The following is a 26,268-nucleotide window of genomic DNA, read 5'->3' as shown; positions in this document are numbered from 1 at the left end:
TCGACGAACGCCCCGGCGTGGTGACCACCACGCCGGGGTGTTTTCGTCGTACGCGAGGGCTAGCGTCCTGATGTGACCACCTCCCGATCAACCCCTCCGCGTGGCGGCGCGGCCGGTGCCGCCCGTGGCCGGTCCAGCGCCCGCGAGCCGCGCCCGGCCTACGAGTGCGACGCCTGCGGGCACCAGCCGCCCAAGTGGGTGGGGCGTTGTCCGGAGTGCGGCGAGTGGGGTTCGGTGGTCGAGAGCACGATCACCGGCCCGACCGTCTCCGGCCGGGTGGTCAGTTCGCGGATGCCGTCCGAGCCGGCCCGACCGATCGCGACCATCAGCGCCGCTCCGGCCCGCGCCCGCCCGACCGGCGTGAGCGAGCTGGACCGGGTGCTCGGCGGCGGCCTGGTTCCCGGCGCCGTGGTGCTGCTCGCCGGCGAGCCCGGCGTGGGCAAGTCGACCCTGCTGCTGGACGTGGCCCAGCAGTGGGCGGTCGGCTCGGGCAGCCCATCGCTGGTGGTCAGCGGAGAAGAGTCGGTCAGCCAGGTGCGCCTGCGCGCCGAGCGGATGGGCACGCTGCACGACCAGCTCTACCTCGCCGCCGAGAGCGACCTGGCCTCGGTGCTCGGTCACCTCGACGCGGTCAAGCCGGGCCTGCTGGTGCTCGACTCGGTGCAGACCATCTCGACCACCGGCACCGAGGGGGTGCCCGGCGGGGTGACCCAGGTCCGCGCGGTCACCGCCGCGCTGGTCTCGGTCGCCAAGGAACGGGGCATCGCGACGGTGCTGGTCGGGCACGTCACCAAGGACGGCCAGGTGGCCGGGCCCCGGGTGCTGGAGCACCTGGTCGACGTGGTGCTGCACTTCGAGGGCGACAAGCACTCCTCGCTGCGACTGGTGCGCGGCGTGAAGAACCGGTTCGGCGCGGCCGACGAGGTCGGCTGCTTCGAGATGCACGAGGGCGGCATCAGCAGCCTGGCCGACCCGTCCGGGTTGTTCCTGACCCGCTACGCGGAGCCGGTCCCGGGCACCTGCGTGACAGTGGCCATGGAGGGGCGACGAGCGCTGGTCACCGAGGTGCAGGCCCTGATCGGCGCAACGGTGGCCGGGTCACCCCGACGCACCGTCTCCGGCCTCGACTCGGCACGACTGGCGATGGTGCTCGCGGTGCTGCAACGGCGCACGGAGCGGCTGACGCTGCACGACCGGGAGGTCTTCGCCGCCACGGTGGGCGGCATCCGGGTGGTGGAGCCGGCCGCCGACCTGGCGGTCGCGTTGGCGGTCGCCTCCGGTGGCCTCAACCTGGCGATCGCTCCACACCTGGTGGCGATCGGTGAGGTGGGGTTGACCGGTGAGGTGCGCCGGGTCGGGGCGGTGCCGCGCCGGCTGGCCGAGGCAGCCCGGCTGGGGTTCAAGGTGGCCCTCGTTCCGCCCGGTTGCGGCCCAGCCAGCACCGGCGCCGGCCCCGAGCAGATGCGGGTGACCGAGGTCACGGATGTCCGTTCGGCGCTGCAACATGCGGCCCGCGCGTCCGCCGAGTGACCCACCGTGCCGACGCCGGTGGCCATACCGGACAGCACGTCGCAAGAGGGAAACCGGTTGGAAGGGCCGCATCGTGACACATCACAGTAACCACGACAGCACCCACCGCACGGCAGTCCGTAGACTGTGCCCGTGCCGATCGACCGCGATACCACCAAGCCAGCCGGTGCGCCGCCCCAGGCCCGCACCGGCGCCGTGGGCTCGCCTGCCCGCCCGATCAGCGTGAGCGTGACCGCAGGCGCCGCCGGGAGTGCTGGAGACCCGTTGCGGGCCAACCTCGCCCTGATGGCCCCGGGCACGGCGTTGCGCGACGGTTTGGAGCGCATCCTGCGGGGTCGCACCGGTGCGCTGATCGTGCTCGGCTACGACAAGGTCGTCGAGGGTCTGTGCACCGGCGGCTTCCCGCTGGACGTGGAGTTCTCCGCGACCCGGGTCCGTGAGCTGTGCAAGATGGACGGCGCCGTGGTGCTCTCCAGCGACGGCACCCGGATCGTCCGGGCAGCTGTCCACCTGATGCCCGACCCGTCCATCCCGACGGAAGAGTCCGGCACCCGGCACCGCACCGCTGAGCGAGTGGCCCGGCAGACCGGTTACCCGGTCATCTCGGTCAGCCAGTCCATGCGGATCATCAGCCTCTACGTCAGTGGCCAGCGGCACGTGCTGGACGACTCGGCGGCCATCCTCTCCCGCGCCAACCAGGCGCTCGCCACCCTGGAGCGTTACAAGCTCCGCCTGGACGAGGTCTCCGGCACGCTCTCCGCACTGGAGATCGAGGATCTGGTCACCGTCCGGGACGCGGTGGCCGTGGTGCAGCGCCTGGAGATGGTTCGCCGCATCGCCGACGAGATCGCCGGTTACGTGGTGGAGCTGGGCACCGACGGCCGTCTCCTCGCCCTTCAACTCGACGAGCTGATGGCCGGCGTGGACGCCGACCGGACGCTCGTCATCCGGGACTACCTCCCGGTCGGCCGCAAGTCGCGCACGCTGGACGAGGCACTGGTCGAGCTGGACCTGCTCGGCGCCACCGAGTTGATCGACCTGGTGTCGGTGGCGAAGGCGATCGGCTACCCGGCCGCGTCCGACGCGCTGGACGCGGCGGTCAGCCCGCGCGGCTTCCGACTGCTGGCTAAGGTGCCCCGGCTGCCGGTGGCGGTGGTCGACCGTCTGGTGGTGCACTTCGGCAGCCTCCAGCGGCTGCTGGGCGCGACGGTGGAGGACCTGCAGGCCGTCGAGGGGGTCGGCGACGCCCGGGCCCGAGGCGTGCGTGAGGGGCTGTCCCGGCTCGCCGAGGCATCCATCCTGGAACGTTACGTCTGACCCGGTAACGCCGCGTGCGGCCCGGCGACGCTACGTCTGACCCGGGCTCAGCCGGTGACGGTGAGCTTCGCGGGTGAGCTGAGCTTCGTGCCCACCCGGGCGAACACCTGGTACGACCCGGCGGGCGGGAACGGCCCGGCTGCCAACCCACTGCCGTCGCACCGGCTGGTGTCCCGGCCGTTCCAGGCCACCTGGTAGGAGCGTTCGAAGTTCGGCGTGAAGGACTGCACGTCCGCACCCTGCGCCTTGCCGCAGGTGTCTGACGACCAGATCTTCTCGGCACCGGACTTGACGAAGATCTCCTGCGCCTCGGCACCGACGTTCCGGCTGCACGTCCGGTCCGACGTGTTCTTGATCTTGAGTTGCAGGTCGACCAACGCCCCCCGCTGGACGGTGGTCGGGCTCACCACCGAGACGACGCTGATCTCGTCGTTGGTGCAGGTGCCGTCGTCCGCCGAGCCGGCTGCCGCGCCCAGCGCAGGGTCGTTGCTGGTGATCGCCGGGCTCGGGCTCGTCGGATGAGAATCGGCGGACGTGGACGGCGACGGCGCCCCGGTCTGCGGTGTCAACACCGGCCCGTTGGGATCAGACGTCGCGGACGACGACGTCGTCGACGGCGATCCTCCCGCCTTCGGATCCTGACCGCCGGAACGACCCGACTGGCTGCAGGAATAAAGCAGGACAATCAGGAAGAGAAGCCCCGCTCCGAGTACGACGACGCGACGCCGCCAGTACACGGCGGGTGGCAGGGGGCCGACCGTCAGACGCATGATGCCCCCCACCGTAGTCGCGCTCCGCCCGCCAGCACTGTACGACGCGCCGGAGCCGCCCCCGGACGCACGTACGAACCTCCACTGAGGACGGAGGGGCGGACCGTCCGACAGCCGGTCAGAGGTAGACCTTCCGCTGGTAGACGGCGTGCGCGCCCGCCACCCGATCAAGGAAGAGTAGGCCCGCACAGTGGTCGATCTCGTGCTGCAACGCCCGGGCCTCGAACCCGTCGGTCACCAACCGGACCTGCTCACCCGTGCCCGGCAGATCGCCCTCCACCACCAGCCGGCTGGCCCGCTTCACGTCCCCGGTCAGGTCCGGCACCGACATGCATCCCTCCCGGCCCGGCTTCCAACGAGTCGCCTCGACCACGCGGGCATTGCAGAGCACGAACGTGCCGTGCACCGTGACCGCCTTGGGGTGCCCCGTCACGTCGACAGCGAACACGCGAGCACCCACACCGACCTGCGGAGCGGCCAGCCCGACGCAGCCCGGCGACACCCGCATCGTCGCCACCAGGTCGGCCGCGAGCTGGACTGTCTCCTTCGCTGTCGGATCGACCTCCTCGGCGGCCCGGCTCAACACCGGGTGCGGGGCCGACACCACCGGCCGCACCTCACCCGGCACGACCAACGACTCAGGCGTCCACCCGCCCAGACCGACATCCGGCACGCCCAACGCCCCGTCCAGGTCCACCACCCGATCGGCCGGCGGCGCGTCACCGTCGGTCCCCAACGTCTCCCCGCCGGTCACAACAGATCCGGGTCCGCCGGCCGGAGCGTGACCTCCACGCCCAACTCACCAGCCGTCCGATGCAGCCGGTCCACGAGCGTGTCGGCCACCCCGGCCGGCAACTCCACCTCGGCCAACACCACGTAGAGCGAACCAGCCAACCGCGTACTCAGGTCCGTCACGTTCCCACCGGCGTCGACGAGCACCCGCGTCATCGCCGCGACGATGCCCATCCGGTCCGAACCGTGCACCGCCATCACGTACGGCTCACCCACCGGAGGCACGTCGCCGTCCGGCGTGACAGCGCGTACCGTCGCCAACAGCTGACCCTCGGCGGCCAGCGGCGCCAACGCGGCCTCGACCTCCTCCGCGCCCGGTCCGGTGCAGATGAGGGTCATCGCGAAATGCCCCCGCAGCCGCGTCATCGTGCTGTCGGTGAGGTTGGCGCCCAGTCCGGCCAGCACCTCGGCGACGTCGGCCACGATGCCCGGCCGGTCCCGACCGATGACGGTGATCGCGAGCTCGTTCATCCGCGCATTCTCTCCGATCCGACGAGCGCCGTCGTGGCACCCCGCCCGAGCCGCCCAACCACCGGGATCGCGGAGCGTGACATCATCGACGACGCCATGACTCAACCCGATTTCGCCACACTGGTCAGCCGGTGGTTTCAGCAGCACGCCCGCAAGCTGCCGTGGCGTGAACCCGACGTCACCCCGTGGGCCATCCTGGTCAGCGAGGTCATGCTCCAGCAGACGCCCGTCGTCCGAGTCGTACCGGCCTGGCAGGCGTGGCTGGCCCGCTGGCCGGACCCGGCGGCGCTGGCCGCCGACACCCAGGCCGAGGCGATCCGGATGTGGGGACGCCTCGGCTACCCCCGCCGGGCGGTTCGGCTGCGCGACTGCGCCGTCGCCATCGTGGACCGGCACGGCGGCCAGGTGCCGGACCGGTTGGAGCAACTGCTGGCACTGCCCGGCGTCGGCACCTACACGGCGCGGGCGGTGGCCGCTTTCGCGTACGGGCAGCGGCACCCGGTGGTCGACACCAACGTACGCCGTGTGGTCAGCCGAGCGGTGGCCGGCGAGCCGGACGCCGGGCCCGTCACCCGACCCGCCGACCTGGTCGCCACCGAAGAACTCCTACCGGCGGAACCGGCCGCGGCGGCACTCGCCAGCGCCGCGTTCATGGAGTTGGGCGCCGTGATCTGCACGGCCCGGTCACCGCGCTGCACAGCCTGCCCGGTCGAATCGATCTGCGCGTGGCGAGCCTCCGGTCAGGAGGCACCCGCCGGGCCGACCCGCCGACCCCAGCGGTACGCGGGCACCGACCGACAGGTCCGCGGCCTGCTGCTGGGGGTGCTGCGGGAGTCCACCGCGCCAGTCCCGCACCAACGGTTGGACCAGGTCTGGACCGACGATGTCCAGCGCGCCCGCGCCCTCGCCGGCCTGGTTCAGGACGGTCTCGTCGAAGCAGCCGGCAGCGACAGCTTCCGCCTCGTCGGCGATGGTCCGTCCCATCCCACCGCCGACCTCACCACCTGACCGACGCACCCCGACCACTGCGCCCGGCGCATGCCCTCTGCCCTGCCGCGCCCTGGGCGCGCCGACCTCGGGGTGTGCCCGGCCCGGACCGGTCAGGCCGCCCAAGATCGTGCTCGATCCAGGATGTGGTGGTCTCGCTCGCGCTGGAGGCCACTACATCCTGGATGTTGCGTGATCTCGCGACCGCGAGGGCTCCGCAAGACCCCGGAGCCCTCCACACCACACGCCACACGCGTCATTCCGGCCCGCAACATCAGCGAGGTTGCTCCCTCCGGACGCCGTGAGCCAGCACCATCCCCGACGTTGCGTAGATCTTGAGGGTGCGGCGAGGCGGCGCGGCGCTCGGGTGTGACCCGTGCGAACGGCGAAAAGGGCGGAGCCCCGGTGGCTCATGCCACCGGGGCCCCGCCCCTTGCTGCTGGTCGTGCTACTCGTCGGCGCCCGCTGCCGCGGTGCCGGCGGCGGTGCCACCGAGGTCGGCCGGAACAGCGTCCGGAACCTCGACCGGCTTCTCCGCACCCCGGAAGACGAGCTTGGACTTGTCGATGTCGTTCGGGTCGCCCTCGCAGTCCACCACGACGATCTGACCCGGGGTCAGCTCGTTGAACAGGATCCGCTCGGAGAGGTTGTCCTCGATGTCGCGCTGGATCGTGCGACGAAGCGGACGGGCACCGAGCACCGGGTCGAAGCCCTTCGCCGCCAGGTACTTCTTGGCGTTGTCGGTCAGCTCCAGACCCATGTCCTTGTTGCGCAGCTGGCCCTCGATCCGCTGGATCATGATGTCCACGATCGAGAGGATCTCCGTCTGGCGCAGCTGGTGGAAGACGATGGTGTCGTCGATCCGGTTGAGGAACTCAGGCCGGAAGTGCTGCTTGAGCTCGTCGTTGACCTTCTGCTTCATCCGGTCGTAGTTCGACTCGGAGTCCTCCGAGGCCTGGAAGCCCAGCGACACCGCCTTGGCGACGTCACGGGTGCCCAGGTTGGTGGTCAGGATGATGACCGTGTTCTTGAAGTCCACGATCCGACCCTGACCGTCGGTGAGCCGACCGTCTTCGAGGATCTGCAGGAGCGTGTTGAACACGTCCGGGTGGGCCTTCTCGATCTCGTCGAAGAGGACCACCGAGAACGGCCGACGCCGCACCTTCTCGGTCAGCTGCCCGCCCTCGTCGTAACCGACGTAGCCGGGAGGGGCACCCACGAGCCGGGAGACCGTGTAGCGGTCGTGGAACTCGGACATGTCCAGCTGGATGAGGGCATCCTCGCTGCCGAAGAGGAACTCGGCGAGCGCCTTGGACAGCTCGGTCTTACCGACACCGGACGGGCCGGCGAAGATGAACGAGCCCGACGGGCGCTTCGGGTCCTTCAGGCCGGCCCGGGTACGCCGGATCGCCTTCGAGACCGCCTTGACCGCATCCTCCTGGCCGATGACGCGCTTGTGCAGCTCGTCCTCCATGCGCAGCAGGCGCGAGGTCTCCTCCTCGGTCAGCTTGTAGACCGGGATGCCGGTCCAGTTGCCGAGCACCTCGGCGATCTGCTCGTCGTCGACCTCGCTGACGACGTCCAGGTCACCGGCCTTCCACTCCTTCTCCCGCTGAGCCTTCTGACCGAGGAGCTGCTTCTCCTTGTCACGCAGCTGGGCGGCGCGCTCGAAGTCCTGAGCGTCGATCGCGGACTCCTTGTCGCGACGCACCTGGGCGATGCGCTCGTCGAAGTCACGCAGGTCTGGCGGCGCGGTCATCCGACGGATCCGCATCCGGGCGCCGGCCTCGTCGATCAGGTCGATCGCCTTGTCCGGCAGGAAGCGGTCGGAGATGTATCGATCGGCCAGAGTCGCGGCCGCGACGAGAGCGGCGTCGGTGATGCTCACGCGGTGGTGCGCCTCGTAGCGGTCGCGCAGGCCCTTGAGGATCTCGATGGTGTGCGCCAGCGAGGGCTCACCCACCTGGATCGGCTGGAAGCGGCGCTCGAGAGCGGCGTCCTTCTCCAGGTGCTTGCGGTATTCGTCGAGGGTGGTGGCACCGATGGTCTGCAGCTCACCACGGGCCAGCATCGGCTTGAGGATGCTGGCGGCGTCGATCGCGCCCTCGGCGGCACCCGCACCCACCAGGGTGTGGATCTCGTCGATGAACAGGATGATGTCGCCGCGGGTGCGGATCTCCTTGAGCACCTTCTTGAGGCGCTCCTCGAAGTCACCGCGGTAGCGGGAGCCGGCGACCAGCGCACCCAGGTCGAGCGTGTAGAGCTGCTTGTCCTTCAGAGTCTCGGGCACCTCGCCCTTGATGATCTTCTGGGACAGCCCCTCCACCACGGCGGTCTTACCGACGCCGGGCTCACCGATCAGGACCGGGTTGTTCTTGGTACGGCGGGAGAGCACCTGCATGACCCGCTCGATTTCCTTCTCGCGCCCGATGACCGGGTCGAGCTTGCCCTCGCGGGCGGCCTGGGTCAGGTTGCGGCCGAACTGGTCCAGCACCAGGCTGGTCGACGGCGCGGCCTCACCCGGCGCGGCGCCCGCAGCGGCGGGCTCCTTGCCCTGGTAGCCGGAGAGCAGCTGGATCACCTGCTGGCGGACCCGGTTGAGGTCGGCGCCGAGCTTGACCAGCACCTGGGCGGCGACGCCCTCGCCCTCACGGATCAGCCCGAGCAGGATGTGCTCGGTGCCGATGTAGTTGTGGCCGAGCTGCAGCGCCTCGCGCAGCGACAGCTCCAGCACCTTCTTGGCCCGCGGGGTGAACGGGATGTGCCCGCTCGGCGCCTGCTGGCCCTGGCCGATGATCTCCTCGACCTGCTGGCGGACGCCCTCAAGGGAGATGCCGAGGCTCTCCAGGGCCTTTGCCGCGACGCCTTCACCTTCGTGGATCAGGCCCAGCAGGATGTGTTCCGTACCGATGTAGTTGTGGTTGAGCATCCGGGCCTCTTCTTGGGCCAGGACGACAACCCGTCGCGCTCGGTCGGTGAACCGCTCGAACATGCCCTCGTGCTCCTCACGTGCCGTGCGCCTTGATGGTCAAGATCTTGGCGGGGCCGGTGCACGAACGTCCGGGACGGGCGTCCGTGCCTCCTTACTCTATCGTCGCCGACCGACTCAGCTGAGGTCGTGTGTCTCTGCTCTGGGTCGGTTCCACGTCGTTTTGGACAACCGTCCGCGCTCAGGAGGTGTTCCGGTAGTCCTGTCGCTACGCGCAGAGCGAAATCCGACGGGCGCCACAGGTGCCCGATCCGGGCCCCGAAGGCGCTTCCGGGGGCTCGGAGAGGGCGGCCCGGGACCGCGACGAACGCCGCGTCCGGCCTCTTGGACGTTGTCCACAGGTTGTGGATAGCTTCTCCACTGGTTGTGGACAACGCCGCCGGGTGACGAAAGCTTCCCGCCCGCCCACTACCGTCCGGCGTCACTGGCCGGTGCCGGGAAGGAACGATCGGTCGTCCGTCGGATACGGCGACGCCGGCCCGGAGAGGTGCTCCGGCCCGGCGTCGGTGTCGCCTGCGGTGGCTGCTCGCCACCTGGTGCTGACTGGTCAGCGCTTGGCGTGGTACTCGTCGACGATCTCCTGCGGGATACGACCCCGGTCCGAGATGTCCTTGCCGGACTTCTTGGCCCACTCCCGGATCGCCTTGTTCTGCTCCCGGTCGGCGGTCGCGCCACCCCGACCGCGGGCGGCACGCCCACCGATCACGACGCCACCACGGCCGACCTTGGTGCCGGCACCCACGTACGAGGCAAAAGCGTCGCGCAATTTAGCGGCGTTGGCCTTCGACAGGTCGATCTCGTACTGAACGCCGTCGAGGGCGAACTTGACGGTCTCGTCAGCGTCCCCGCCGTCCAGGTCATCGACCAGCTTGTGAATGATCTGCTTGGCCACGTCCCACATTCCTTTCGAGCAGGGTGCTCCTGCTTAACGAGAGCACAATAACCCGTAAGCCGCTTCCGGCGTCAATAGGATGCCGTTACGGCTCGGCGCGAGCCAGGCGCGACTACTCGGGGCGGACCAACGGGAAGAGGATCGTTTCCCGAATTCCCAGCCCGGTCAGGGCCATCAACAGGCGGTCGATTCCCATTCCCATACCGCCGGCCGGGGGCATTCCATACTCCATCGCCCGAAGAAAGTCCTCGTCGAGACGCATCGCCTCGTCGTCGCCGCGGGCCGCCAGCTGCGCCTGGGCCACCAGCCGCTCGCGCTGCACGATCGGGTCGACCAGCTCGGAGTACCCGGTGCCCAGCTCGAAACCGAGCACGTAGAGGTCCCACTTCTCGGCCAGACCCGGCTCGCTGCGGTGGGCCCGGGTGAGCGGGCTGGTCTCCTCCGGGTAGTCCCGCACGAAGGTGGGCGCCTGGAGGCTGGGCACGACCAGTTCCTCGAACAGTTCCTCGGCCAGCTTGCCGGGCCCCCACTTCGGGTCGACGGCCAATCCCACCTTGTCCGCGTACTCCACCAGGCGGGTCCGGTCGGTGCGGACCGTGACCTCCTCGCCGAGCGCTTCGGAAAGCACACCGAACAGCGTCACGGATCGCCACTCGCCGCCCAGGTCGAACTCCCGCCCGTCGGCGTGGGTCACCACCGTCGAACCGCTCACCGCGATCGCCGCCTGTTGCACGAGATTACGGGTCAGCGCGCCGATCGTGTCGTAGTCCCCGTACGCCTGGTACGTCTCCAGCATCGCGAACTCCGGCGAGTGCGAAGAGTCGACACCCTCATTACGGAAGTTGCGGTTGATCTCGAAGACGCGGTCGACGCCACCAACGACGGCGCGCTTGAGAAACAGTTCCGGCGCGATTCGCAGATACAGATCGGTGTTCAACGCATTGCTGTGGGTCACGAACGGTCGGGCCGTCGCACCACCATGAAGCAGTTGCAACATCGGCGTTTCCACCTCGATGAAGCCCTGCCCGTGCAGTGAATCGCGCAGACTGCGTACGGTGGCCGCGCGGGTGCGCACCATCTCCCGTGCCTGCGGCCGGACGATCAGGTCGACGTAACGCTGCCGGACGCGCGCCTCCTCGGAGAGCGGCTTGTGGGCCACCGGCAGCGGGCGCAGCGCCTTGGCGGTCATCTCCCACTGCTCGGCCAGCACCGACAGCTCACCGCGGCGGCTGGTGATCACCTCACCGGTGACGCCGACGTGGTCACCGAGGTCGACCAGGCGCTTCCACGCCTCCAGCCGCTCCGGCCCCACCCGGTCCAGGGAGAGCATCGCCTGCAACTCGGTGCCGTCGCCGTCCCGGAGGGTCGCGAAGCAGAGCTTGCCGGTGTTGCGCACGAAGATCACCCGACCGGTGACGGCGACCTGGTCACCGGTCGCGGTGTCGGTCGGCAGGTCGGCGTAGCGCGCCCGGACCTGCGCCAGGGTGGTCGTACGGGAGAAACCGACCGGGTAGGGCTCGATGCCGTCGGCGAGCATCCGGTCCCGCTTCTCCCGGCGGACCTTCATCTGCTCGGGAAGGTCGTCGGCGGGGTCCACTGGCACGGCGTTCTGCTCGCTCACGGCACGCTTCCTCAACGAAGGATTGTCGGCGGGGTCAGGCCCGAGCGTACTCAAGCCCTCATCGGGTCGTTAACGGATAACCTGCGCGGCATGGCGGATCACACTCAGGCCCTCTCGTTCGGTGCGGCCGCAGCCGAGTACGACCGGTTCCGACCCCGTTACCCGGATCGGGCCGTGCGGTGGGCGTTGGACGGTTTGGGGAGTGCCGCGCGGGTCGTCGACCTGGGCGCGGGCACCGGCATCCTCACCCGCGGGGTGCTCGCCCTGGGCCACGAGGTGACCCCCGTGGAACCGGACCCCGACATGCGCGCCCAGCTGGCGACCGCGACCCCGGGGCTGACGGCGCTGGCCGGCGGCGCGGAGTCTCTGCCACTGCCCGACGCAGTCGCGGACGCCCTGGTGGTGGGTCAGGCGTACCACTGGTTCGACCGGGAGTTGGCGCACGCCGAGATAGCCCGGGTGCTGCGGCCCGGTGGGACGTTCGCCCCGATCTGGAACATCCGGGACGAACGGGTCAGCTGGGCCGCGGAGCTGGGCCGGATCGCGCACCTGGGGGACAACGCCGGCAACGTGATCGAGAAGTACCCCGACTTCGGCCCGGCGTTCGAGCCGATCGAGCTGGGCGAGTTCCCCCACCACACCACGCTCTCGCCGGACGACATCGTCGCGATGCTGCACACCCGCTCGTACTGGCTCACCGCCCCGACGGAACGGCGGGCGAGGATCGACCGGGAGCTGCGGGAGCTCCTGGCCAGCCACCCCGACCTGAGCGGCCGGGAGACCGTCGACCTGCCGTACCGCACGATCGTCCTGCGGGCCCGGCGACGCTGACCGGGCCGGGCGACCGCTGACCGGCCGAGCGACCGCTGACCGGGCCCGGCGTCGTCGACAGCCCGCGCGGCCACCGACGCCGGCCACGGCCGGGTCACCTGTTGCGCTCGTAGACCATCCGCAGGCCGATCAAGGTGATCATCGGTTCGTGGTGGGTGATGCTGCGACACTCGTTGATCACCAGGGAGGCGAGGCCGCCGGTGGCGATCACCGCCCGCACCTCGCCCAACTCCTCGGTCATCCGCTCGACGATCCGGTCCACCTGGCCGGCGAAGCCGAAGTACAGGCCGGCCTGGAGGCATTCCACGGTGTTCTTGCCGATCACCGACCGGGGCTTGGTGGCCTCGACCTTGCGCAGCTGCGCGGCCCGGGCGGCCAACGCGTCGAACGAGATCTCGATGCCCGGGGCGAACGCGCCACCGAGAAACTCGCCGCGCTCGCTGATCACGTCGAAGTTGGTGGTGGTGCCGAAGTCCACCACGATCGACGGCCCGCCGTAGAGGGTGTACGCGGCCAGGGTGTTCACCACCCGGTCGGAACCCACCTCCTTCGGGTTGTCGATCGCCAACTGCACGCCGGTGCGCACCCCGGGCTCGACGACGACGCTCGGCACCTCCGCGTAGTAGCGGCTCAGCATGGTCCGCAGCGACCGCAGCGCCGCCGGCACCGTGGAGCAGGCGGCCACCCCGGTGATCTCGACGTTGTCCCCGGCGAGCAGGCCCCGGAACATCAGGCCCAGCTCGTCCGCCGTCGAGCGGGCATCGGTCTTGATCCGCCAGGAGTGCACCAGCTTGTCGCCGTCGAAGGTCGCCAGCACGGTGTTGGTGTTTCCGATGTCGATGCAGAGCAGCACCCACGCAGCCTAGACAACTACTCGATACGCAGGTCCAGCGCGATGTCCAGGATCGGCGACGAGTGGGTCAGCGCGCCCACCGAGAGGAAGTCGACGCCGGTGGCCGCGTACCGACCCGCCACCTCCAGGGTCAGCCCGCCGGTCGCCTCCAACTCGGCCCGGTCACCCACCGCCGTGACCGTCTCGGCCAACACCTCGGGCGTCATGTTGTCGCAGAGCAAAAAGTCCGCCCCCGCCTCCACGGCCTCCACCGCCTCGTCGACAGTGGTCACCTCGACCTGCACCGGCACCTCCGGGAACGCCTCCCGGACGCGCCGGAAGGCAGCCGTGATACTCCCGGCCGCCAGCTTGTGGTTGTCCTTGATCATGGCGACGTCGTAGAGACCCATCCGCTTGTTGGTGCCCCCACCGGCCCGTACCGCGTACTTCTCCAACGCCCGCAACCCTGGCGTCGTCTTACGGGTGTCCAGCACCATCGCCTTCGTGCCGGCCAGGGCGTCCGCCCAGGCGCGGGTGTGCGTCGCCACCCCGGACATCCGGCAGAGCAGGTTGAGCGCCGTCCGCTCGGCGGTCAGCAGCAACCGGGTCGGGCCGGTCACCGTCGCCAGCACCGTGCCGCGGGCCACCCGCTCCCCGTCCCGGGCCAGCACCGACACCTCGACGGTACGACCGAAGCCCGTCACCTCGCCCACCAGCTCGAACACGGCTGCGGCCACGGCCATCCCGGCCAGCACCCCGTCCGCGCGGGCCACCAGATCGGCGGTGTCGGTCTGCTCCGCCCCGATGGTGGCCACGCTGGTGACGTCGAGGAAGTCCGGACCCAGATCCTCGACCAACGCGGTCTCGATCACCTGCCGCACCTGGGCCGGGTCCAAACCAGCCGCACGCAACGCCGCCTCCGTCGACTGCGTCAGTGCCGTCTCCGCTCGCGACTGCGGGGCTCGCAACACCGGCTCACTCCTCGCGCTCACTGTGACTTCCCCTCCCATTGCTGCGTGACCCGGCCCTGCGCCCCGACCGACCCGACCAGGTGGCCCAGCCACCGCTCGTCGGCCGTCGGGAAGTCCTCCCGCCAGTGGCAACCCCGCGTCTCACCGCGTGCGTACGCGGCAGCCACCAGCGTCGACGCCACGGTGAGCAGGTTCGTCGCCTCCCAGTCGGCGGTCCGCGGCCGGCCCCGGGCAACGCCCAGCTCGGTGAGCGTTCCCGCCGTGTCGGCCAGCGTCGTCGCGGACCGGAGCACCCCGGCACCCCGGGTCATCGACCGTTGCAGGGTCGGCGTCACCTCGGCGGGCAGCACCCAACCCGCGCCGCCGCGCCAGGCACCGGTGTCGGCCGGCTGCACCTGCTCGGGCAGGCCGGCCGCGATGTCCTCGGCGATCCGCCGGGAGAAGACCAGGCCCTCCAGCAGCGAGTTGCTGGCCAGTCGGTTAGCGCCGTGCACGCCCGTGCAGGCCACCTCGCCGCACGCGTACAGGCCGGGGATGGAGGTGCGACCCCGCAGGTCGGTGCGGACACCGCCGGAGGCGTAGTGGGCGGCGGGCGCCACCGGGATCAGGTCGGTCGCCGGGTCCACGCCGATCGCCAGGCACGACGCCACGATCGTGGGGAACCGTCCGGCCAGGAAGTCCCCGCCCAGGTGCCGTGCGTCGAGGAAGACGTGGTCCGCGCCGGACGCCAGCAGCACCCGGTGGATGCCCTTGGCCACCACGTCCCTGGGTGCCAGTTCGGCCAACTCGTGCTGGCCGACCATGAACCGCTTGCCGTCGGAGTCCACCAGGTAGGCGCCCTCGCCCCGCAGCGCCTCCGAGACCAACGGCTGCTGCGCGTGCCCGGCACCGGGGACTCCCTCGCCGGACGGGGTGATCAGGGCCGTCGGGTGGAACTGGACGAACTCCACGTCGGTCACCGCCGCGCCGGCCCGCAGCGCCAGTGCCACCCCGTCTCCGGTGGAGACCGCCGGGTTGGTGGTGGCCGAGAAGATCTGCCCCATCCCCCCGGTGGCGAGCACCACCGCCCGGGCCAGCAACGCCCCGACGCCGTCCTCGCTGCCCTCGCCGAGCACGTGCACTGTGATGCCGCAGGCCGGGCCGAGCCCGTCCGGGCCTTCCCCGGGCGCGCGCAGCAGGTCCAGCACCAGGGCGTGCTCGAACAACCGGATCCACGGGTCGCGCTGCACGGCGGCGTGCAGAGCCCGCTGCACCTCCGCGCCGGTCGCGTCCCCGCCCGCGTGCACGATCCGGTCGGCCCGGTGTCCGCCCTCACGGGTCAGCATCAGGGAGCCGTCCGGATGACGATCGAACTCGGCACCGATGCGGATCAACTCGCGCAGCCGGGTGGGGCCCTCCTCGACCAGCACCCGGACCGCCGCCGGGTCGCAGAGCCCCACCCCGGCGATCTCGGTGTCCCGGGCATGCGCCGCCGGAGTGTCCGTCGGGTCCAGCACGGCGGCGATGCCGCCCTGCGCCCACCTGGTCGAACCGTCGTCGATGTTGACCTTGGTGACCACCGTGACGTGCAGGCCCGCCTCGCGCAGGTGCAGTGCCGCTGTCAGCCCGGCGACCCCGGAACCCACCACGATCACGTCGGTGGTCTCCACCCAGCCGGGGGCGGGCGCGGCCAGCAACGTGGGCAGGGCCGGCAGGTCGACGGTCGGAACGTCCATCCTCCCAGTCAACCCGAACGATCCTCGCCCGGGGCGGCGGGGGCGGGACGAGTGTTTTCGGCTACCCCGTCCGCCGCCGTCCGCGTCGCGCCGGTCAAGCGCCCACTGTCACTTCGTCCGGACCGGAAGGCCGGCCGGGCCCGCGCCCTTCAGCGAGGCGGTCACCGTACGGTTGCTGAGCCACAGGTAGCAGCGCACGCCCCGATCACCGACCTTCCACCGCCCCGCCCCCGGTGGACGGACCACCACACCACTGCGGAAGCGCAGGTCGGCGTCGTCCGGCACGCCCGCGTACCGACTGAGGGCGCTGCGGCACCCGGTGTAGAGGGGCGCCCAGTCGGCGTCCCGGGCCGGGTACGGCATGTCCGGCGCACGCCACACCCCGACGAACTCGGCGTCGTGCTGCCGGCCGCACTCCACCGGCACCAGCGTCTGCACACCCCGGCCGGCCGCCACGCGGGTCTGCTGGCAACCGAGCCGCAGCCCGGACTGCCCCTTCAACGCGTCGCGCAGGCTGCCGGACCGGACCACCACAGTGGCCCCCGCCTCGGTGGTCGTCAACTCGGTCAGGTCGCACCGGAACCAGCGGGAACCCGCACCCCAGCCCGGGCCGGACGGCAGAGCCACGGAAAGACGCAGCCGACCCGCCCGCCAGTCGTCGCCCACGTAGCCGTTCGCCCGGGTGTCGCACTCGGCGAACGCGCCCCGCAACTCGGCCGACCCGCTTGCCGGGGCGCTCGCCCGCTCGACGGGAAACGCCCCCACGTGCACGGTCTCCAGTCGGTGCGGGCCGGCGCAGTCCACCGGCTCGTAACTGGCGAGGGTGACCACCTCGGTGAAGTCGGCGGTCTGGCACACGCCGGCGGACGGGGTGAACGCCGACGGCGGCGGCAACGCCGCCCAGTCGTCGGTCAGGTCACCGTCCAGGCCACCGGAGCCGGCGCAGCCAACCAGCAACAACGCTGCCCCGGCAGCGACGATCACTGTCGTCATGGCACGGCGCATCGCGGCCTCCCCCAGCCACCGACCGGCTTACGCCAGTACCCCAGGGTAACCGCTAATGACCTTCCGGTAACAGACCGGAATCGCCTCGCAGGGGATCAGACAGCGGACACCGCCAGTGGGCTCGGCACCGGGTCACCGACCATGCCGGGTGCCACCGCAGCCGCGTCCGCGCCCAACTCGATCACCCGGTTGGCGGCGTCCACGTGCACCACCCGCGGACGGTACGACCGGGCCTCGGCATCGTCCATCTGCCCGTACGAGATGAGGATGACCAGGTCACCGGGGTGCACGAGGTGCGCGGCGGCGCCGTTGATGCCGATCACGCCGCTGCCCCGCTCGCCCGGGATCACGTACGTCTCCAGCCGGGCGCCGTTGGTGATGTCCACGATCGCCACCTGCTCACCGGGGAGCAGGTCGGCGGCGTCGAGCAGATCCTCGTCCACCGTCACGGAACCGACGTAGTGCAGGTCCGCCTGGGTCACCGTGGCGCGGTGGATCTTCGACTTGAGCATGGTCCGCAACATCGGGGTGGCCTTTCACAAGGTTGGTGGAGGTCGGTGCGGCCGCGTCAGGGGCGCGGGGCGAGGTGGACGGCCGCGTTGTCGATCAACCGGGTGGCGCCCACCCAGGCGGCGATCACCAGCCGGGCCGGCCCGGACACCGGCCCCGGCTCCAACTCGGGGTCGGTGAGCACCAGGTAGTCGAGGCGGGCGCCGGGCGTACCGGCACCGAACGCGGCGTGCGCGGCGGTCAGCACCGCGCCCGCGTCACGGCCGTCGTCGGCGGCCCGCGCACCGGCCCGCAACGCGGCGGACAGGCTCAGCGCGGCGGCCCGCTCCGGCCCGCTCAGGTAGCGGTTACGGCTCGACAACGCCAGCCCGTCCGGCTCCCGGACGGTCGGCACGCCGACCACCTCCACCGGCACGTCCAGGTCCCGGGTCATCCGCCGGACCAGGGTCAGCTGCTGGTAGTCCTTCTCGCCGAAGAACGCCAGGTCCGGCCGGGTGAGCTGGAGCAACTTCAACACCACTGTGAGTACGCCGTGGAAGAAGCCGGGTCGGCTCGCGCCCTCCAGTTCCGCGCCGAGCGGACCCGGATCGAGGCGTACGCGGGGTTGGCCGTCCGGATACATGTCGGTCACCGACGGGGCGAAGACCAGGTCGGCCCCCGCCCGACGGCACACCCCCAGATCAGCGTCGAGGGTGCGCGGGTACCTGTCGAAGTCCTCGTTCGGCCCGAACTGCAACGGGTTCACGAAGATCGTCACCAGCACGTGGTCGGCCTGTTCCCGGGCCGCGCGCAGCAACGTCTCGTGCCCGGAGTGCAGCGCGCCCATGGTCATCACCACCCCGACCGTGCCCTTCAGGGCGGCCCGGGCCTCGGCGAGTTCGGCGCGCGTGTGCACGACCTGCGTCATAGCGACACCTCGGTTCGCCACTGCGGGGCTCGCAACACCGGCTCACTCCTCGCGCTCACAGCGACACCTCGGTTCGCGACTGCGGGGCTCGCAACACCGGCTCACTCCTCGCGCTCACAGCGACACCTCCCGGCTCCGGTCGGCCAGGACGCCGAGCAGCGACTGCGCGTCCACCGGCCGCAGCCGTCCGGCAGCGATCGCCCGGTCGGCGGTACGCCGGGCCAACGCAAGGTACGCGGGAACGGACTCCGGGGCGGTGGCGGCCAGCCGGGCCAGATGCCGCTCGACGGTGCCCGCGTCGCCCCGGGACACCGGACCGGTCAGCGCGTCGTCGCCCAGTCGCAGGGCGTTCTCCAGGGCGGCCCGCAGCAGCGGAGCGAGCACCTTCTCCGGCCGGTCCACGCCGGCGTCGCGCAGCCGGTCGGTCGCCTCGTTCACCAGGGTCACCAGGTGGTTCGCGCCGTGGGCCAGCGCGGCGTGGTACAGCGGGCGGTCCGACTCGGCCACCCACTCGGGCACGCCACCCAGGTCGGTCACCAGTCGGGCGGCCAGCGGGCGCAGCTGGGCAGGGGCGGTCACCCCGTACGAGATGCCGGCCAGCCGGGCCAGGTCGTCGGGCGTACCGGTGAAGGTCATCGCGGGGTGCAGGGCAAGCGGTTGGGCGCCCACCTCGGTGGCCGGCGCCAGCACGGCGAGGCCGTGCGCGCCGGAGGTGTGCGCGACCACCTGACCGGGACGCAACGCACCCCGATCGGCGAGGTCGGCCACCACGGCGGCCAACGCGTCGTCCGGCACCGCGATCAGCAGCAGGTCGACGGCGGCGTGCGCAACGGCGGCGACCGGACGGCGGGGCACCTCGGGCAGCAGCAGTGCCAGCCGGGCACGGCTCGCTCCGGAGCCGCCGGCGACGGCGACCACCCGGTGCCCGGCGGCGGCGAGTGCGGCACCCAGGACGGCTCCGACCCGGCCGGCTCCGATGACACCGACGGTCAGTAGGCGGGGGGCGCCGAGAACGGCGCGATCCCGCGAGACGGCAGGCCCGTGCGGGGCGGCCGGACGCGGGCGCAACGGTGCGCTCATGACAACGATCCAGTCCTCGAGAAGGGGTACCGGTCGATCGCAAGTATGCGCCCGGCCCGCCGAACCAGGACAAGCATGTGTGAAAACCTTCACCATCGAAATAAGGGTCCCCTGCACCATCGTGATCAGGTGATGAAAAATAGGGGCCGGGATCGGTCTCGACCTACTTCTCATCACCTGATCACCGCGCACCCCTTTGCCCCCCGGACTCGGAGCTGACAGATGCCGATCGCCTGGCGGGACGCGATGAGCCAGGCCCTCTACGGGCCGGACGGCTTCTTCGTCACCGGCAGCGGGCCGGCCGATCACTTCCGAACCAGCGTGCACGCCTCCCCAGCCTTCGCCAGCGCGCTGCTACGCCTGATTGTCGAGGTGGACACCGCCCTCGGACACCCCTACCGACTCGACGTGGTCGACGTGGGCGCTGGGCGTGGAGAGCTGCTGCGTGCGCTCGTCGGGCTGGCGGTGGGGGTTTCCGGGGAGCCCGCCCACTCCGGGCGGTCAGGCTTGATCCCTCCGCGGTCGGGCTCCCCGGAAACCCTGACTCCCCCGGCCGCCGCACGTCCGTCACTGGCGGAGCGGGTGAGCTTCACGGCCGTCGAGTACGCGCCCCGCCCCGACAACCTGCCGGTAGAGATCAACTGGACCGATGAGATCCCCGAGGGCATCACCGGAATGTTGATCGCCACCGAGTGGCTGGACAACGTCCCTCTCGACGTGGCCGTCCACACCGAGGACGGCTGGCGATACGTGCTGGTCGACCCGACCAGTGGCACCGAGACGACCGGTGGACTGGTCAGCCCCGCCGACAATGACTGGCTGAGCACCTGGTGGCCCCACCCCACAAGCCCACCCCGAGCGGCCCAAAGTCTGACCTCATCAGACGCGACAGGCGAGAGCGAGTCGGGTTTCGGGGCAGCCCGGCCGGCGCAGGGATCAAGCCTGACCGCCCGGAGCCGGCCGGGCTGCCCCGAAACCCCCCACCGCAACCACCGAGCAGAGATCGGCAGGCCGAGGGACGACGCCTGGGCGGATGCGATACGCAGGATCGACCGAGGGCTCGCGGTAGCTGTGGACTACGGACACCTGCGCGACGACAGGCCGGCCGACGGGACGTTGACCGGTTACCGGGGTGGGCGGCAGGTGCCTCCGGTTCCGGACGGGTCGGCCGACGTGACAGCGCACGTGGCCATGGACTCGGTCGCCTCCGCCGGTGCGGCGGTCGCCCGGTGTGCGTACTCCCTGGTCTCGCAGAGGGAGGCGCTGCGGGCGCTCGGGGCCGACGGCGGCCGACCGCCGCTCAGCCTGGCCGGTAGTGACCCGGCGGGATACGTGCGGGCGCTGGCCGCAGCGTCGGCGGTGGCCGAGCTGACCGATCCGGTCGGGCTCGGCGGGCACTGGTGGCTGCGCCAACCGGTCGGCATCCCGCTCGACCCGGCCGTGGCACGATGACGGGCATGACCACCGACGCCGGGGCCCTCCGCGAACTGACCGTCGGCACCGGGGCCGGCCTGGTCGCCGGCACCGGCGACCAGCAGCTCGGCACCGACATGGTGCTGAACATCGGCCCGCAGCACCCCTCGACGCACGGCGTGCTGCGGCTGAAGCTGGTGCTCGACGGCGAGCGGGTCGTCGCCTGCGAACCGATCGTCGGTTACATGCACCGGGGCGCGGAGAAGCTGTTCGAGGTACGCGACTACCGGCAGATCATCGTCCTGGCCAACCGGCACGACTGGCTCTCGGCGTTCTCCAACGAGCTGGGTGTGGTGCTCGCCGTGGAACGCGTGATGGGCATGGAGGTGCCGGAGCGGGCCACCTGGCTGCGGATGGCCCTCGCGGAGCTGAACCGGGTGCTCAACCACCTGATGTTCCTCGGTTCGTACCCGTTGGAGATCGGGGCGATCACGCCGATCTTCTACGCCTTCCGGGAGCGGGAGACCATCCAGGCGGTGATGGAGGAGGTCTCCGGAGGCCGGATCCACTACATGTTCAACCGGGTGGGCGGCCTCAAGGAGGAGGTGCCCTACGGCTGGACCGGTCGGGCCCGCGCGGCGATCGGTGAGGTACGACGGCGGCTGCCCGACCTGGACCACCTGATCCGCCGCAACGAGATCTTCCTGGCCCGGACCGTGGGTGTGGGCGTGCTGTCCGCCGCGGACGCCGCCGCGTTCGGGGCGTCCGGGCCGGTGGCCCGCGCCTCCGGGCTCGACCTGGACCTGCGCCGCGACGACCCCTACCTGGCGTACGACGAGCTGGACGTGCCGGTGGTCACCCGCACCGCCGGGGACTGCCACGCCCGCTTCGAGGTGCTGCTCGACCAGGTGTACGCGTCGCTTGACCTCGCCGAGCAGTGCCTCGACCGGGTGGACCAGTTGACCGGGCCGATCAACACCCGGCTGCCGAAGGTGCTCAAGGCGCCGGAGGGGCACACGTACGCCTGGACGGAGAACCCGCTCGGCATCAACGGCTACTACCTGGTGTCCCGGGGTGAGAAGACACCGTGGCGGTTGAAGCTGCGCACCGCCTCGTACGCGAACGTGCAGGCGTTGGCCACTCTGCTCCCCGGCTGCCTGGTCCCGGATCTGATCGCGATTCTCGGCTCGATGTTCTTCGTCGTCGGGGACATCGACAAGTGACAGGGACCGCCTGACGGTCAGCGCCAGCGGGCGGGCGGGGCACCGCCGGCACGCGGTGCGTCGTCCTGCGGCGGGTAGCCGTAGCGCTCGTCGACCCGGCGGCGACCGGGCCGCTCCGGGACGGGTTCCGCCTGGTGGCCGCGCTGGCGCGGTGGGCGCCACTCGTCCGGTACCGGGACGCCGCCCTCCGGCAGGGCCGGCCGGCCCGCCGGCTCACCCCGCCAGCCGCCGTCGCGATCGTGCCGGGGCGCCGGCTCGTCCCGGTGGTACGTCTCGGGCTCCCCACGACGGCGCGGTTCGTCGTAACCGCGCGGCTCGTCGTAACCACGCGGGTCCTCGTGCCGGCGCGGCTCGTCGTGCCGGCGCGGCTCGTCGTAACCACGCGGGTCCTCGTGCCGGACGGCCGCCCAGCGGTCGGCCATCCGGTATTCGGTACCGCTGGCCTCGGCGTGCACCTCGGCCCTGCGCTCGCCGACCCGCAGCTCACGGCCGTTCTCGTCGTCGCGGACGGCGGCCCACCGGTCACCGGCCCGCAACTGCGACCAGTACTCGCCGGTGTCGTCCGCCCGCAGCGGCGGCCCGGACTGCGGCGCGGCACCGCTCGCCCGGTCACGCTGCTCCGACCAACCGCGATCGTCGGGACTGTCCCAGGAGCGCGAGGCCGGCCCCTCCGGCGTGCGATGCGACCGGGCCGCAGCAGGCTCGTCGGCTTGGGCGTACGCGTCGCGCGGATCGGTCCACTCCGACTCGTCAGGACGGCCCGTCCAGCCCGACCCGTCCTCCTCGAAGTCCGGCGTGCGCCGCTCGGCGCCCCGGCTCCACTCCTGCGCCGGCGGAGTCCACTGCCCGGCGTACGCGCCGCCGCCGTAGCGCCCCGCGCGCTCCGGGTGCCCGCCGTCCACCACGGTGTGCCGGGTGGTGACGTGCACGGTCTCGGTGTGCCGGACGACACCCGCCGACCGGTGTCCGGGGTCGGGGCGGTCGTGCTCCCGGGGGCGGGCTGAACCGTACGCGGTGCCGGTCGACCGGTCCGCGCCGTACATCCCGGCGGCAGCCGGCGGTTCGGCGGCCTCCCTCGGGTACGCCGATTCGTCGGGGGCCGCCCGCTCGGGGCGAGCCCGTCGGGACGCGTCGTCCGGGGCGGAGACCCGTACGCGGCCCGCCGGCGCGTCACCCGGCGCCTGGACCCGGCTGCGGGCCACCGGCACCTCGTCCACGGGCGGCTCACCGGCCGGCACCCGCGCCCGCCCGGCACCCGCCGGATCGGCGGCGGGAACGGCACCGGCGAGGGCGGCACCGCTGGCGTCGAGCCGTCGGCGGATCGCGCCGATCCCCTCCTGAGCGCGTTGCGCCTGGTCAAGTGCCTGGTTACCGCGCTGGGCGGCGGCCACGATCTCGGCGCGCAACTCCCGGCGGAGTTCCTCGATCTCTTCCAGCAACTCGTCGGCCCGCGCCGAGGCGCCCTCCGCGTCGGGGCGCAGCGCGATGGAGAGACCGATCAGCACCACAGCGACGATGGCGAGCACCGCGGCGAAGCGCAGCGGACCGTTGCCGTCGGCGACCAGCAGGATCAGGGCCGCCACCGGCGCCAGGGCGACGCCCGCCCAGAAGAGCATGGTCAGCAGCGGTGGTTGACGCCGGGTGTCAGAGGTGGCCGGGGCTGGCATGGATGTGCAGCCTACCGAGGAGATCCGGCGGAGGGAACGGGGTCCCGGACGCGCGGATGCCCCCGCCCGGTCGGGGCGGGGGCGTCCTCAGCACCACGGAACAAGGCTCAACTGGTCGCGAACGCGCCGTCCGACGAGAAGATGAGACCCACGCTGATCGAGCCGTCGCGCAGACCGCTCTTGGTCAGCGGCCCGCCCTGGTCCAGGGAGGAGAACTTGCCCACCGACAGCCCGTACGTCTTCTCCAGGCCCGGCTTGCAGAACGGGCGCTGCTCGCACTCCGGCGGGCCACCGAGCACCGTCGCGCTGCCGGAGCACTTCGCGGCCAGTTCGGACAGGGTCCGCACGCCGTACTTGTCGGCGAAGGCCTGGGTCACCGCGAAGGCGTTCTGGTCCTGCGCGGCGGCCGGTGCACCGAAGGTGATGCCCACCTTGTCGCCCTCGGCCTTGAGCGCGGTCACCGTCGTGTTGATGTCCGGCGAGGAGACCGGCGGAGGGGTGCCGCCCTTGGCCTTCGTGTTGAGGAACTCGGCCATCGTCGCCGCGTACTCCGGGACAACCTGGATCTCGCCCTTCTCCAGCGCCGGCTCGTACAGCTCCCGGTTGCCGATCTGCTGCACCTTGACCTGGTAGCCGGCGGCGGTGAGCGCGATCCGGTACAGCTCGCCCAGGATCTGGCTCTCGGCGAAGTTGCCGGCGCCCACTGTGATGTCGCCGCCCGGGCCCTTGGCGATGCCCGCGGTGAGGTTGTTGGCCGTCGCGAACTCCTCGGCCGCCACCTTCGGGGTCTTGCGCTCGTCGTTCACGGCCTTGTTGAGCTGGATCAGCTTCGGAGTGTCCAGCGCCGCGGAGACCTTGTCCAGTGCGGCGATCAGCTGCGGGTTGGCGGCCTTGCTGTTGACCGCCGGGATGACGTTGTCGGAGTTCTGGAGCTTCTTGTCGTCCTGCAGGGCGATGAGCTGCTGGCCGGCGACCGGGGCGCAGCCGGCGCCGGAGGCGCCGGTTGCGGGTGCGTCGGTGCCGGACGAGCCGGCGTCACCGCAGCCGGTGAGGAGTGCCGCCCCGGCGACGGCGCTGACCGCGCCGATGGCCAGACGTGTGCGTGCGCGCATGTGCCCGCCTTCCGTGTCCCGGCGCGACCCGTTCCGGGCCGGCCGCGTGTCCGACGGGCGATCCTGACTGTCGGCCGCCCGCGAATATCCACCCAACATGGTCCGGAAGCGACCGACAACCTGAGGTGGACTTCGTCACCGCATCGTCACCGATCGGCCCACCACTGGCCGCCGGCTCGACGCGGGCTCACCCGGACGGGTCAGCGGGTCAGGCGCTTCCGGTGGCGTCGGCCGGGCGGGGTCGCGCCGCGCCCTGCCGCCCGCGCCGCAGTGGACGTGGGGTGACCAGCCGTTCGACGCCACCCAGGACGACCTCGGCCAGCAGCGCCAGGCCGGCCACCAGCACACCGCCGGCGACGATCTGCCCGCCGCCAGCCGCGATACCGATGCCGAAGCCGGTCCGGATGATCTGACCGAGACCACCACCGTTGACGAAGGACGCCAACGCGGCCGTCGCGATCACCTGCACCGCGGCTGTCCGGAAGCCGGCCGCCAGGTAGGGCACCGCGAGCGGCAGCTCGACGCGACGCAGCAGCTGCCCGCCGGACAGGCCCATGCCCCGGGCCGCGTCGCGGGTCTCCGGGTCGACCTGCCGCACCCCGGTGTACGCGTTGGCGAGCAGCGGCGGTACGGCGAAGACGGCCAGCGCCACCACTACCGGCGTACGCCCGAAGCCGCTGGCGAAGACCACCGGCAGGATGGTCAGCAGCGCCAGGGTGGGGATCGCCAGTGTGGCGTTCGACACCAGCACCACCAGACCGCCGCCCCGACCGACGTGCCCGAGCCAGAGGCCGAGCGGCCAGGCCACCAGGCAGCCGAGCGCCACCGCGAGGGCGGAGATGGTCAGGTGCTCGCCGAGGCGGTCCAGCATGCCCCCGGGGTTGGTCCAGTTCAGCGGGTCGTTGATCCAGACGATGGCCTGGCTGATCGGGTTCTCCGCGACGGTCACCGTGCCCTCCGGGTGGACCAGGGGGTCACCAGTCGGGCGACCAGGACGAGCAGCAGGTCGAGCACGACCGCGAGCCCCACACAGAGCAGCGCGGCGGTCATGATCTCGGCCTTGTAGAGGTTGTTCTGGAAGCCCGCGAAGATCAACTGCCCGAGACCGCCGTGCCCGACCAGCACCCCGACCGTGACCAACGCCACCGTCGAGACGGTAGCCAGCCGGACGCCGGTCACGATGCCCGGCAGGGCCAGTGGCAGGTCGATCCGGAACAGCCGGCCCCACCGGCCGTAGCCCATGCCCTCGGCGGCCTCGCCGACCTCCGGAGGCACCTGGTTGAGCCCGGCCACCATGTTGCGCACGATCAGCAGCAGCGCGTAGAGGACGAGCCCGACCAGCACCGTCGTCGTACCGGTGCCCAGGTAGGGGGCGATGAACGCGAAGAGCGCCAACGACGGGATGGTGTAGACGACCCCGCTGACCGCGAGGATCGGCCCGGCGAGCGGACGGAACCAGTACGCGAGAACGGACAGCGGCAGGGCGATCAGCACCGCGATCAACACCGCGCGCCCGGTGAGGGAGGCGTGTTCGCGCACGGCGGCGAGGATCGTGTCAGAGTTGTCCCGCACGTACTGCCAGGAGAACCAGGGGTTACCCGGGTCGGCCCGGTAGCTCAGGCGGAAGGACATA

The 26,268-nt window shown here is 71.4% G+C and carries 23 protein-coding genes; 6 read left to right on the top strand and 17 right to left on the bottom strand.

Annotation, left to right across the window (positions count from 1 at the left end):
* The first annotated feature begins 72 nt into the window (after nt 1-72).
* Both radA and disA read left to right on the top strand, forming a co-directional pair.
* Nucleotides 73-1,530 (top strand): DNA repair protein RadA, encoded by a 1,458-nt coding sequence (radA, locus tag O3438_RS24295; protein WP_269682057.1) that lies wholly within the window; start codon nt 73-75, stop codon nt 1,528-1,530.
* Nucleotides 1,531-1,662: 132 nt separating this feature from the next.
* Nucleotides 1,663-2,847 (top strand): DNA integrity scanning diadenylate cyclase DisA, encoded by a 1,185-nt coding sequence (disA, locus tag O3438_RS24290; RefSeq protein ID WP_269682056.1) that lies wholly within the window; start codon nt 1,663-1,665, stop codon nt 2,845-2,847.
* Nucleotides 2,848-2,894: 47 nt separating this feature from the next.
* Here the strand turns inward: disA and O3438_RS24285 are convergent, their stop codons facing one another.
* From O3438_RS24285 to O3438_RS24275, 3 genes are all read right to left on the bottom strand, one after another.
* Nucleotides 2,895-3,617 carry a hypothetical protein gene (locus O3438_RS24285; protein ID WP_269682055.1) on the bottom strand — a complete coding sequence of 241 codons (723 nt, stop codon included), beginning with the start codon at nt 3,615-3,617 and terminating at the stop codon, nt 2,895-2,897.
* A 118-nt stretch (nt 3,618-3,735) separates the two neighbouring features.
* Nucleotides 3,736-4,296 (bottom strand): peptide deformylase, encoded by a 561-nt coding sequence (locus O3438_RS24280; RefSeq protein ID WP_269683742.1) that lies wholly within the window; start codon nt 4,294-4,296, stop codon nt 3,736-3,738.
* 71 nt (nt 4,297-4,367) lie between these two features.
* Nucleotides 4,368-4,880: a glycine cleavage system protein R gene (locus O3438_RS24275; RefSeq protein ID WP_269682054.1), complete on the bottom strand. Its 513-nt coding sequence runs from the start codon at nt 4,878-4,880 to the stop codon at nt 4,368-4,370.
* Between the two features lie 96 nt (nt 4,881-4,976).
* Here O3438_RS24275 and O3438_RS24270 point away from each other — a divergent pair, with 96 nt between their 5' ends.
* The gene (locus tag O3438_RS24270) at nt 4,977-5,888 is read left to right on the top strand and encodes an A/G-specific adenine glycosylase (protein WP_269682053.1); all 912 of its coding nucleotides are present in this window, start codon (nt 4,977-4,979) and stop codon (nt 5,886-5,888) included.
* 427 nt (nt 5,889-6,315) lie between these two features.
* Here O3438_RS24270 and O3438_RS24265 read toward each other — a convergent pair whose 3' ends face one another.
* The 3 genes from O3438_RS24265 to lysS form a co-directional block, all read right to left on the bottom strand.
* The gene (locus O3438_RS24265) at nt 6,316-8,859 is read right to left on the bottom strand and encodes an ATP-dependent Clp protease ATP-binding subunit (protein WP_145778617.1); all 2,544 of its coding nucleotides are present in this window, start codon (nt 8,857-8,859) and stop codon (nt 6,316-6,318) included.
* A gap of 544 nt (nt 8,860-9,403) precedes the next feature.
* Nucleotides 9,404-9,748 (bottom strand): histone-like nucleoid-structuring protein Lsr2, encoded by a 345-nt coding sequence (locus O3438_RS24260; protein ID WP_145778616.1) that lies wholly within the window; start codon nt 9,746-9,748, stop codon nt 9,404-9,406.
* 112 nt (nt 9,749-9,860) lie between these two features.
* Nucleotides 9,861-11,369: a lysine--tRNA ligase gene (gene lysS / locus O3438_RS24255; protein ID WP_269682051.1), complete on the bottom strand. Its 1,509-nt coding sequence runs from the start codon at nt 11,367-11,369 to the stop codon at nt 9,861-9,863.
* Nucleotides 11,370-11,459: 90 nt separating this feature from the next.
* Between lysS and O3438_RS24250 the strand changes: the two genes are divergently transcribed.
* Nucleotides 11,460-12,200, top strand: coding sequence for a class I SAM-dependent methyltransferase (locus tag O3438_RS24250; protein WP_269682050.1), 741 nt, complete (start codon nt 11,460-11,462; stop codon nt 12,198-12,200).
* A 94-nt stretch (nt 12,201-12,294) separates the two neighbouring features.
* On the opposite strand, the gene O3438_RS24245 is transcribed toward O3438_RS24250, so the two are convergent.
* From O3438_RS24245 to O3438_RS24215, 7 genes are all read right to left on the bottom strand, one after another.
* The gene (locus O3438_RS24245) at nt 12,295-13,053 is read right to left on the bottom strand and encodes a type III pantothenate kinase (RefSeq protein ID WP_269682049.1); all 759 of its coding nucleotides are present in this window, start codon (nt 13,051-13,053) and stop codon (nt 12,295-12,297) included.
* 17 nt (nt 13,054-13,070) lie between these two features.
* Nucleotides 13,071-13,967, bottom strand: a complete 897-nt coding sequence (nadC, locus tag O3438_RS24240) for a carboxylating nicotinate-nucleotide diphosphorylase (RefSeq protein WP_269683741.1) — start codon at nt 13,965-13,967, stop codon at nt 13,071-13,073.
* A gap of 53 nt (nt 13,968-14,020) precedes the next feature.
* Entirely contained in the window at nt 14,021-15,718 is a 1,698-nt protein-coding gene (locus O3438_RS24235; protein ID WP_269682048.1) for an L-aspartate oxidase, read from the bottom strand.
* 108 nt (nt 15,719-15,826) lie between these two features.
* Entirely contained in the window at nt 15,827-16,723 is an 897-nt protein-coding gene (locus tag O3438_RS24230) for a septum formation family protein (RefSeq protein ID WP_269682047.1), read from the bottom strand.
* 95 nt (nt 16,724-16,818) lie between these two features.
* Nucleotides 16,819-17,247 (bottom strand): aspartate 1-decarboxylase, encoded by a 429-nt coding sequence (gene panD, locus O3438_RS24225; RefSeq protein WP_269682046.1) that lies wholly within the window; start codon nt 17,245-17,247, stop codon nt 16,819-16,821.
* Nucleotides 17,248-17,291: 44 nt separating this feature from the next.
* A complete protein-coding gene (gene panC / locus O3438_RS24220; protein ID WP_269682045.1) occupies nt 17,292-18,140 on the bottom strand; it encodes a pantoate--beta-alanine ligase in 849 nt (282 codons plus the stop codon).
* 114 nt (nt 18,141-18,254) lie between these two features.
* Nucleotides 18,255-19,220: a Rossmann-like and DUF2520 domain-containing protein gene (locus O3438_RS24215; protein ID WP_269682044.1), complete on the bottom strand. Its 966-nt coding sequence runs from the start codon at nt 19,218-19,220 to the stop codon at nt 18,255-18,257.
* Between the two features lie 222 nt (nt 19,221-19,442).
* Here O3438_RS24215 and O3438_RS24210 point away from each other — a divergent pair, with 222 nt between their 5' ends.
* Both O3438_RS24210 and O3438_RS24205 read left to right on the top strand, forming a co-directional pair.
* A complete protein-coding gene (locus O3438_RS24210; RefSeq protein ID WP_269682043.1) occupies nt 19,443-20,672 on the top strand; it encodes an SAM-dependent methyltransferase in 1,230 nt (409 codons plus the stop codon).
* A complete protein-coding gene (locus tag O3438_RS24205) occupies nt 20,669-21,856 on the top strand; it encodes an NADH-quinone oxidoreductase subunit D (protein WP_269682042.1) in 1,188 nt (395 codons plus the stop codon). The genes O3438_RS24210 and O3438_RS24205 overlap by 4 nt, the downstream gene beginning before the upstream one ends.
* Before the next feature lie 17 nt (nt 21,857-21,873).
* Here O3438_RS24205 and O3438_RS24200 read toward each other — a convergent pair whose 3' ends face one another.
* The 4 genes from O3438_RS24200 to O3438_RS24185 form a co-directional block, all read right to left on the bottom strand.
* On the bottom strand, nt 21,874-23,523 hold the full coding sequence (locus tag O3438_RS24200) for a hypothetical protein (RefSeq protein WP_269682041.1): 1,650 nt from the start codon (nt 23,521-23,523) through the stop codon (nt 21,874-21,876).
* 107 nt (nt 23,524-23,630) lie between these two features.
* Nucleotides 23,631-24,635, bottom strand: coding sequence for a glycine betaine ABC transporter substrate-binding protein (locus O3438_RS24195; protein WP_269682040.1), 1,005 nt, complete (start codon nt 24,633-24,635; stop codon nt 23,631-23,633).
* A 208-nt stretch (nt 24,636-24,843) separates the two neighbouring features.
* A complete protein-coding gene (locus O3438_RS24190; protein ID WP_269682039.1) occupies nt 24,844-25,584 on the bottom strand; it encodes an ABC transporter permease in 741 nt (246 codons plus the stop codon).
* Nucleotides 25,581-26,267: an ABC transporter permease gene (locus O3438_RS24185; RefSeq protein WP_269682038.1), complete on the bottom strand. Its 687-nt coding sequence runs from the start codon at nt 26,265-26,267 to the stop codon at nt 25,581-25,583. Before O3438_RS24185 ends, O3438_RS24190 begins: the two co-directional genes overlap by 4 nt.
* Nucleotide 26,268 lies beyond the last annotated feature (1 nt).

The sequence above is a fragment of the Micromonospora sp. WMMC250 genome (assembly GCF_027460215.1).
Lineage (GTDB): Bacteria > Actinomycetota > Actinomycetes > Mycobacteriales > Micromonosporaceae > Micromonospora > Micromonospora taraxaci.
The sequence above is the reverse complement of the archived record's forward strand: the minus strand, read 5'-3'. Positions and strand labels throughout refer to the sequence as shown.